This is a genomic window from Nonomuraea sp. NPDC049378 (assembly GCF_055586745.1).
The window spans coordinates 1-7,384 of sequence record NZ_JBVJHP010000001.1 but is presented as its reverse complement, the minus strand read 5'-3'; the positions used below and the strand labels follow the sequence as shown (position 1 = coordinate 7,384).

Genomic DNA, 7,384 nt, shown 5'->3' with positions numbered 1-7,384 from the left:
AACCGCCGCCTCGCCGGCGCCCGCCCGTGTCTCGCCGGCGCCCGTCCCCTCGGCGTCCGTCCCGGCCTTCCCGGCGTCCATGCCGCCGGCGCGTGCCGTGCCGGCGGGGGCCAGGTCCTCGCCCAGCGTGAGGGTCAGGCCGTTGCCCTGCGGCACGCCGTCCAGCCTGGCCGTCAGCTCGGCCGCTCCGGCGGCGAGCTCGACCGTGACCGAGGCGTGCGGCGGCGAGACCAGGCCGCCGCCGAAGTCCTCGCCTCCGTGCACCAGCTCCCGCTCCAGCACCCGCACACCGTCGACGGCCAGCGTGGCGAACCCGGCTCCCGCGATGCCGAGCCGCGCGGTGCCCGGCTCGCGTACCAGGTAGCGGGTGGTGACCTCCACCGACGTCGTGCCCGAGGGGCGGGATCCGCCCAACCTGGCCAGGTCGGACGAGCGGCGGTTCTCGCTCAGCAGTTCCCGGCCGCCGGAGTCGAGGAAGCGGGCGCGCACCCCGGGTTCGCCCGAGACGGGGTCGGTCAGCCGCGCGATCGGCAGCGCCGCGAGGCCCTCCTGGGTGACGGCGCCGAGGGTCCACGTGATCGCGGCGTCCGGCAGCGCGGCACGCAGCCCGTCCAGCGGGGAGATGACGTACGGCGGGGTCACGGTGGCGCTGCCGCCGCCCTGGCTGCGGAACTGGAGGGCGTTGTGCCCGATCACCGCGACCGACCGGGGGCCGGGAGCGGGCCACGGCAGCTCGCCCCCGTTGCGCACCAGCACCATTCCGTCGGCCGCCACCCGCCGCGCCAGCGCGGCGCCCTCCTCGGCGGAAGCCGCCGCCGGGGGCACGCCGGCGGCCGTCCAGGAAGCGGGCGTGCGGCCGTCCCGCGTTCCGGTACCCGGGTCGGTGGCGGGGGCCGAGCCGTCCTGCGCGCCGGTGGCCGGGACGGGGGTGGAAGCATTCCGCGTGCCGGTGGCCGGGTCGAGGCCGGGGGTGAGGCCGGAGGTGAGGTCGTCAAGGGCGCCGACGCGGGCGGCCAGCCGCAGCAGGCGCCGTACCTTCTCGTCGACCGCGGCCTCCGGGACGAGCCCGTCGCGCACCGCCGCGACCAGCGCGTCTCCCCACGGCCCGTCCGGTCCGGGCATCGCCAGGTCCTGCCTGGCCAGCGCGGCCGCTACGGTCGACCGCGCGGCCCACCAGTCGGACACCACCACCCCGTCGAACCCCCATTCGCCGCACAGCGGCTCGGCCAGCAGCGGGTTCTCCGTCATGGTGGCGCCGTTGACCGCGTTGTACGCCGACATCACCACCCAGGCCCCCGCCTCCACCACGGCCTTCTCGAACGCCGCCAGGTACAGCTCCCGCAGCGCCCGCTCGCTCACCACGACGTTCGCCGTGAAGCGCTCGGTCTCGAAGTCGTTGCCCACGTAGTGCTTGGGGGTCGCGGCGACGCCGAGGCTCTGGACTCCGCGCACGTACGCCGCCGCCAGGTCGGCCGTCAGCAGCGGGTCCTCGGAGTACGCCTCGAAGTGCCGCCCTCCGAGCGGGCTGCGGTGCAGGTTGATCGTCGGCCCGAGTACCACGTGGGCGCCCTTGCGCCGCGCCTCGGCCGCCAGCGCCGCCCCGTACGCGTGGGCGGTGGCGACGTCCCAGGTGGCGGCGAGCGCGGTGGCGGACGGCCCGTCGGACAGCACCATGGCGCGCAACCCGATGTCGGGGTCGGCGTGGGTGCTCCACTCGTCCGCGCCGGTCAGCAGGCGGACCTTGCCCTCCAGGGTGAGCTTCTCCAGGAGCCGGTCGATCTGGTGCACGGATGCCTCCCGCTGCTCATACGTATGAGCACCTCTGCCGAATGGGTTGATCCGGGACGCTAAGCACAGAACGCTCGCCCGTCAAGGGGAGACGAAAAGTTCCGGTCACACCCTTGACGCCTGGCCGTAACGTCCATACCGTCCCTGTTCATACGTAGAAGCAACCGGCCCTTCCCCCGTCCGGCCGGTTTGCGCATACGTATGTGCACCCCCTGGAGACACACATGCGAACAAGAGGACTCCTGGTCGCCGTCGTGATGGTGCTCGCCACCGCGTGCACGGCGGGCGTCCAGAACCAGCCGGCCGGCGGCGCCCGCGCGGACACCATCGTCTTCGGCAAGACCGACGCCGGCACGACGTACATCCGCAACTACAACGTCGTCGGGCCCGCGACGCAGAAGACCCCGAACGCGGAGATGATCTACGAGCCGCTGGCCCGCATCGACTACAGCGACGGCGGCACCGTCAAGCCGTGGCTGGCCGAGAGCCTCGAGTTCGACGAGAAGGGCACCCGGCTCACGATCAAGGTGCGCCAGGGCGTGACGTTCTCCGACGGCGCGCCGCTGACGGTCGACGACGTCGTGTTCTCCCTGAGCCTCCCCCTGGAGAACCCGGACTTCAACCTGGGCGGCACCACGTACACGGCCGTGGAGAAGGTGGACGAGTCCACGGTCGCGGTCACGTTCGCCAAGCCGGGGTTCAGCGAGGTCAACCAGTTCGCCTCGCCGTCGTTGCCGATGGTGCCGAAGAAGATCTGGGAGAAGCAGGACCTCAAGACCTGGACGAACCCCGACCCCGTGGGCACCGGCCCGTTCGTCCTGGAGTCGTTCGCCGCCCAGCAGATCACGCTGCGCGCCCGCGACGACTACTGGGGCGGCACGTTCCCCATGACGCACCTGAAGATCATTCCGACCAACCAGGACGCGGTGAAGGCGCAGCTGCTGCGCGGCGAGGTCGACTGGGCGATCCAGTCGTGGCCCGGCGCCGAGCAGGAGTACGTCGCCAAGGACCCGGGCAGGCACCTCTACCAGCTGTACGCCACCGGCGGGGCGTACTCGATGCTCTACAACACCGCCGAGCCGCCCTTCGACGACGTGCACGTGCGCCGCGCGCTGGCGATGACGATCCCGCGCGGCGACATCGTCACCACGCTCAACCGGCCCGGCACCGAGGCGGGCCCCACCGGCCTCGTCGACCTCGTCTACCGGGACTGGATCAAGCCGGAGTACCGCGGCAAGGTGCAGCAGGTCGACGCCGAGGGCGCCAGGCGCGAGCTGGCGGAGGGCGGCTGGACGGTCACCGACGGCAAACTGGTCAAGGACGGCGAGGCGTACGCGCCCACCCTCTCCTTCAACCAGGACTTCGGCTGGGCCCCCTACGCCGACATCATGATCAACAGCTGGAAGTCGGCGCTCGGCCTGCAGGTCAAGTCCGCCGGAGCCCCCGGCGCCAACCTGTACGAGAGCCAGCAGCTCGGCACGTTCGACCTGACGATCGCCACCACCGGCGGCGCCGGCGTGAGCGGCGTCTACAGCATGCTGGCCGGCCGCGCCGCCAAGCCCGTCGGCAAGAAGGCCGCCACCAACCCGGGCCGCTGGAAGGACGCGAAGACCGACGCCGTGCTCGCCGAGCTGATGGGCACCGCCGACACCGGCGAGCTCAGGCAGTACGCCCAGGAGATGCAGACGATCGTCGTGGACCAGGTGCCCTTCAGCCCGATCTACAACTCGTACTGGTTCGTGGCGATCAACGCCGGGCGGTGGACGGGCTGGCCCACCCCCGGGAAGTTCACCCACGTCCCGTTCCCCGGCCTCGGCCCCGACACCACGATGACGCTGATGAACCTCAAGCGTGCCGCCCCGTGACCGGCAGGCGCTTCCTGGCCGGACGGCTCGGCTTCTACGCCGCCGCCGTGTGGTCGGCCGTCACCCTGAACTTCCTCATCCCGCGCCTCATGCCAGGAGACCCGTCGCTGGCGATCATCGAGGAGCTGGAGCGGGTCAGCGGCCAGTCGCTGCCGCCGCGCACGCTGGAGTCCATCCAGCGTCTGTTCGGCGACCCGAGCGCCAACCTCGGCTCCCAATACCTCGACTATCTGGGCCAGCTCGCCCGGCTCGACCTCGGCGTGTCGATCAGGAACTTCCCGACCCCGGTCAGCGACCTGGTCTGGCAGGGCCTGCCGTGGACGCTGCTGCTGGTCGGCAGCACCACCGTGGTGGCGTTCCTGGCCGGCACCGGGCTCGGCGTGATCGCCGGGTGGCGGGCCGGCGGCCGGTTCGACTCGATCGTCAGCCCGCTGACCACGTTCGTGTCGTCGGTGCCGTACTTCTGGGTGGCGCTGCTGGCGTTGTGGGCGTTCGGGTTCCTGCTCGGCTGGTTCCCGCTGGCCGGCGGCTACGACCCGGACCTGCCCGTCGGGTTCAACGCGCCGTTCCTGCTGAGCGTCCTGCACTACGGCGCCCTGCCCGCCGCCACGATCGTGTTCTCGGCGTTCGGCGGCTGGCTGCTCGGGATGCGCAACATGACCGTCACCACGGTCCGCGAGGACTACGTGCTGCTCGCCCTGGCCAAGGGCCTGTCGCCGCGCAGGGTCATGCTCCGGTACGCCGCCCGCAACGCCATGTTGCCGAACTTCACCGGCTTCGCCCTCGCGCTGGGCGGCGTCGTCGGCGGCGCGCTGCTGACCGAGATCGTCTTCAGCTACCCCGGCATCGGCTACCTGCTGTTCATCTCGCTCCAGCAGCGCGACTACCCGGTGATGCAGGGCGTCTTCTTCCTCATCACGCTCACCGTGCTCCTCGCCAACCTGGCGGCCGACTCGGTGTACGCGCTGCTCGACCCGCGTATCAGGGAGCGCGCATGAAGGTACGCGCAGGCTCGGCCATCATCGCCTTCTTCGCGCTGGTCGCGATCTTCGGCGGCTGGTTCAGCGAGACCGTGCTGGGGCTCGACCCCCGGGCCAACGACATCCAGGCCATCGCCCAGCCGCCGTCGGCGGAGCACCTGCTCGGCACCACCCAGTTCGGGCAGGACGTGCTGGCCCAGGTGATCGCGGGGGCGAGCGGCTCGATGTTCGTGGGCTTCCTGGCCGCCGCGATCGGCACGGCGCTGGCGGTGCTGGTCGGCGTGACCGCCGGCTACTTCGGCGGCGGCGTGGACGGCGTGCTGAACTTCCTGACCAACCTCTTCCTCGTCATGCCGGTGCTGCCGCTCATCTTCGTCGTGGCCGGCTACCTGCGGGGCACGGGCCTGTGGACGATCGCGCTCATCATCGGGCTGCTCGGCTGGGCCGGCGGCGCCCGCACGCTGCGCGCCCAGGCCATGAGCGTGGCGGGACGCGACTTCGTCCGCGCCATGCGGCTGCTCGGCGAGAGCAACCGCCGGCTCGTCTTCTTCGAGGTGCTGCCGCACCTGACCGGGCTGATCGCCTCGATGTTCCTGCACGCGCTGATCGGCGCGGTGCTGGCCGAGGCCGGGCTGGCCTTCCTGGGGATCTCCGACTCCGCGGCGATCAGCTGGGGCACCATGATCCAGGCGGCGCAGCAGCAGAGCGCGGTGCTGCGCGGGCTGTGGTGGTGGTTCGTGCCGCCGGGGTTGTGCATCGCGCTCATCGGCACCGCGGCGGCCCTGGTCAACTTCGGCGTGGACGAGGTGGCCAACCCCAAACTCCGGGTCGTCAGGACCCGCCGGCCACGGATCGCGAGGAGCGAGGCGGCATGACCTCCCAGACACAGGAACACGCGCCGGCCACCCCGGCCGCCCACCGCGCGGTGCTGCGGGTGGACGGGCTCAGCGTCGAGTACGCCGGGGAGGTGCGGGCGTGCGTGGACGTGTCGTTCACGCTGCGCCGCGGCGAGATCCTGGGCGTGGCCGGAGAGTCGGGGTCGGGCAAGTCCACCCTGATCACGGCGCTGACCCGGCTCCAGCGCCCGCCCGCCGTGACCACCGCCGGCCGCATCCTCTACCACGGCCGCGACGGCGGCCCCCCGGTCGACCTCGTCACGCTGGACGACCACGCCCTGCGGGACCTGCGCTGGACGAGCCTGTCCATCGTCCTGCAGAGCGCCATGGACGCGCTCAACCCGGTGATGCGGCTCGGCGCCCAGTTCGCCGACGCGCTGCGCGCCCACGACCGGCGGATGAGCAGGAAGCAGGCCTGGCAGCGGGCCGCCGAGTTGCTGGCCATGGTCGGCATCTCGGCCGACCGGGTGCGCGGCTACCCCCACCAGCTCTCCGGCGGCATGCGGCAGCGCGCGGCCATCGCGCTCGCCCTGGCCTGCCGGCCCGACCTGGTCGTCATGGACGAGCCGACCACCGCCGTGGACGTGGTCATGCAGCGCCAGATCCTCTCCCAGGTGCTGCGCCTGCGCGACGAGCTGGGCTTCGCCGTCGTGTTCGTCACCCACGACCTGTCGCTGCTGCTGGAGGTGGCCGACCGGATCGCCATCATGTACGCGGGCCGCATCGTCGAGATCGGCACCGCCCGGGCCCTCCACACCGACCCGAAACACCCGTACACGCAGGGCCTGCGCGACTCGTTCCCGCCGCTGCACGCCCCGCTGCGGCCGCTGACCGGCATCCCCGGCAGCCCGCCCGACCTGCGCAGGCCACCGCCGGGGTGCGCGTTCCACCCCCGCTGCCCCGAGCGCTTCGACGGCTGCGACGCAACCCTGCCCGAGCTCGTCCCGGCCGCCGGTCACGAGGTCGCCTGCCTGCTCTACCCTGCTGGAGGTGATCACTGATGAGCGAGCCCGTGCTCGAGGCGCGTGAGGTCGCCAAGCACTTCCCCGCCGGCAGGCGCGGCGTCGTGCGGGCCGTGGAGGACGCCACCCTGGCGCTGCTGCCCGGCCGGATCGTGGCCCTGGTGGGGGAGAGCGGCAGCGGCAAGACCACGCTGGCCCGCGTGCTCGCCCGCTTCTACCCGCCCACCAGCGGCGAGGTGCTGCTGCGCGGCCGCGCGGACACCGGCCGCCGCCGCTACCACGGCGACGTGCAGCTGATCTTCCAGGACCCGTTCGGGTCGCTCAACCCGCTGCACCGCGTCCGCTACAACCTCGAACGCGCCCTGCGCCTGCACCACCGCACCCGCGACCGGCGGGAGCTGGAGCGGCAGGTGCTGGAACTGCTCGAACGGGTCAGCCTCAGCCCCGCCGCCGACTTCGTGGACAAGTTCCCCCACGAGCTGTCCGGCGGCCAGCGCCAGCGGGTCGTCATCGCCCGCGCGCTCGCCGTACGGCCGAAGGTGCTGCTCGGCGACGAGCCCATCTCGATGCTGGACGTGTCGATCCGGCTCGACATGCTCAACCTGCTCGCCCGGCTGCGCGACGAGGACGGGCTGGCGATGCTCTACATCACGCACGACATCGCCAGCGCCCGCTACCTCTGCGACGACATCGTCGTCATGTACGCCGGGCGCATGATCGAGGGCGGGCCCAAGGACGACGTGATCGCCAGGCCCCGGCACCCGTACACCAAGCTGCTCGTCGAGTCCTCGCCCGACCCCGGCCCGGGGGGGGGGGGGGGGGGGGGGGGGGGGGGGGGGGGGGGGGGGGGGGGGGGGGGGGGGGGGGGGGGGGGGGGGGGGGGGGGGGGGGGG

Annotated in this window: 6 protein-coding genes; 5 read left to right on the top strand and 1 reads right to left on the bottom strand. The window is 72.6% G+C overall.

Annotation, left to right across the window (positions count from 1 at the left end; translation table 11 throughout):
- On the bottom strand, positions 1-1,788 hold a 1,788-nt coding region (locus tag ACZ6SA_RS00030), incomplete at its 3' end, for a glycoside hydrolase family 3 protein (protein ID WP_465825705.1).
- 224 nt (positions 1,789-2,012) lie between these two features.
- On the opposite strand from ACZ6SA_RS00030, the gene ACZ6SA_RS00025 reads away from it, so the two are divergent.
- From ACZ6SA_RS00025 to ACZ6SA_RS00005, 5 genes are all read left to right on the top strand, one after another.
- Positions 2,013-3,653, top strand: a complete 1,641-nt coding sequence (locus tag ACZ6SA_RS00025; protein ID WP_347642263.1) for an ABC transporter substrate-binding protein — start codon at positions 2,013-2,015, stop codon at positions 3,651-3,653.
- Positions 3,650-4,651, top strand: coding sequence for an ABC transporter permease (locus ACZ6SA_RS00020; RefSeq protein WP_347642264.1), 1,002 nt, complete (start codon positions 3,650-3,652; stop codon positions 4,649-4,651). Before ACZ6SA_RS00025 ends, ACZ6SA_RS00020 begins: the two co-directional genes overlap by 4 nt.
- Positions 4,648-5,508, top strand: coding sequence for an ABC transporter permease (locus ACZ6SA_RS00015; RefSeq protein WP_465825703.1), 861 nt, complete (start codon positions 4,648-4,650; stop codon positions 5,506-5,508). The genes ACZ6SA_RS00020 and ACZ6SA_RS00015 overlap by 4 nt, the downstream gene beginning before the upstream one ends.
- Positions 5,505-6,530, top strand: coding sequence for an ABC transporter ATP-binding protein (locus ACZ6SA_RS00010; protein WP_347642266.1), 1,026 nt, complete (start codon positions 5,505-5,507; stop codon positions 6,528-6,530). The genes ACZ6SA_RS00015 and ACZ6SA_RS00010 overlap by 4 nt, the downstream gene beginning before the upstream one ends.
- Positions 6,530-7,384, top strand: an 855-nt coding sequence (locus ACZ6SA_RS00005) for an ABC transporter ATP-binding protein (protein ID WP_465825702.1), incomplete at its 3' end; no start/stop codon positions are given. The genes ACZ6SA_RS00010 and ACZ6SA_RS00005, both read left to right, overlap by 1 nt.

Excerpts from the sequence above, each read along its gene's own strand:
- ACZ6SA_RS00015 (WP_465825703.1), top strand. The coding sequence starts at position 4,648 with ATGAAGGTACGCGCAGGCTCGGCCATCATCGCCTTCTTCGCGCTGGTC.
- ACZ6SA_RS00010 (WP_347642266.1), top strand. The coding sequence starts at position 5,505 with ATGACCTCCCAGACACAGGAACACGCGCCGGCCACCCCGGCCGCCCAC.
- ACZ6SA_RS00025 (WP_347642263.1), top strand. The coding sequence starts at position 2,013 with ATGCGAACAAGAGGACTCCTGGTCGCCGTCGTGATGGTGCTCGCCACC.